Below are 1,098 nucleotides of genomic sequence, written 5' to 3'. Positions count from 1 at the left end.
ATCGGCGCGTCGGCGCGGCCCGTCGCGTCCTCGATCGAGCCGCCGACCGCGCCGGCCTCCGCCGCGAGCCGGATCGTTTCGGCCACCGTGTCGGGCGCGTCGCCGAAGCCGTTCTCCAGATCGGCGCTGACGGGCAGGCCGCCCGCGGCGACGATCTCGCTAATGTGATCGAGCATCGCGTCGCGGTCGATCGCATTGTCGGGCTGTCCTTTCGAAAACGCGTAGCCGGCACTCGTGGTCGCGAGCGCCTCGAAGCCGGCCATCGCGAGCAGGCGCGCGGTGCCGGCGTCCCACGGGTTCGGGATGATGAAGGCGCCGGGGCGCGCATGCAGGGCGCGGAAGGCTTCGGCTTGGCGGGCTTGCAGGTCGGAACGGGTCATCGCGGACTCCGGAAGGAAAGTGACGACTGAGCTTACGCCGGTCGTGCACGCGACGTTTCAGCATTCGTCGAAATGTCGTCGCACAACTGGAAAAACCCGGCTCGCCGACGGTACGCCAGCAGCCGGCAACGCACGGGCCGGCGCCGCCCGCTGCCCGTCGCCGGCCCACGATCGTTCAGATCGATGCGGTCGGCCCGCCGTCGATGCCGAGCAACACGTCGGTAACGGCCTCGGAGAAACGCATCGCGCGACCGTCGATCAGCACGCCGTCCGGATTCGACGGGTCCCGCGCGGCTTGCGGCACGCCGTGCGCGAGCAGCACCCGCGCGCAAGCCTCCCAGTCGGACGCGCCGACATGCTCCGGTTCGTTGACGGATGCCCACGACAACGTGCCGAGCGCGTCGCTCCCGAACCCGTGCATGTCGCGCCAATTCGCGCCGTGCGCGAACAGGAACGCCAGCAAGTCCGCATCGCCGCGGAACACCGCGTGATTCAGCGCGCTCGCATCCCAGTCGCCGCCCCGCGCGGCGATCGGCCAGCCCAGTTCGACCATGACCTTCACGGCGTCGCCCGAACCCCACGCGGCGGCGTCCGGGAGCAACCGCAGCCGTTCGTCGGGCAACGCGCCCGGCAGTTCGGGATGCCGCATCTGAATGCGCCGCGCGTCAGATGCCGCATCTGAATGCGCCGCGCGTCGTCGGCGTCGGCGCGCGCGCAG

Annotated in this window: 2 protein-coding genes; both read right to left on the bottom strand. The window is 70.9% G+C overall.

Translation table 11 applies throughout. From position 1 onward, the window contains the following. Window positions 1-380 (bottom strand): isocitrate lyase/phosphoenolpyruvate mutase family protein (locus tag G3N99_RS40860; RefSeq protein WP_206125268.1); only part of this gene is annotated, 380 nt, incomplete at its 3' end. 175 nt (window positions 381-555) lie between these two features. Continuing rightward, the coding region (locus G3N99_RS40855) for an ankyrin repeat domain-containing protein (protein WP_206125267.1) at window positions 556-1,098 on the bottom strand (543 nt) is incomplete at its 5' end.

Source organism: Burkholderia sp. Ac-20392, assembly GCF_017104585.1.
Taxonomy (GTDB): Bacteria; Pseudomonadota; Gammaproteobacteria; order Burkholderiales; family Burkholderiaceae; genus Burkholderia; species Burkholderia lata.
Note: the sequence above shows the minus strand (reverse complement) of the source record. Positions and strands in the feature narration are given on the sequence as shown.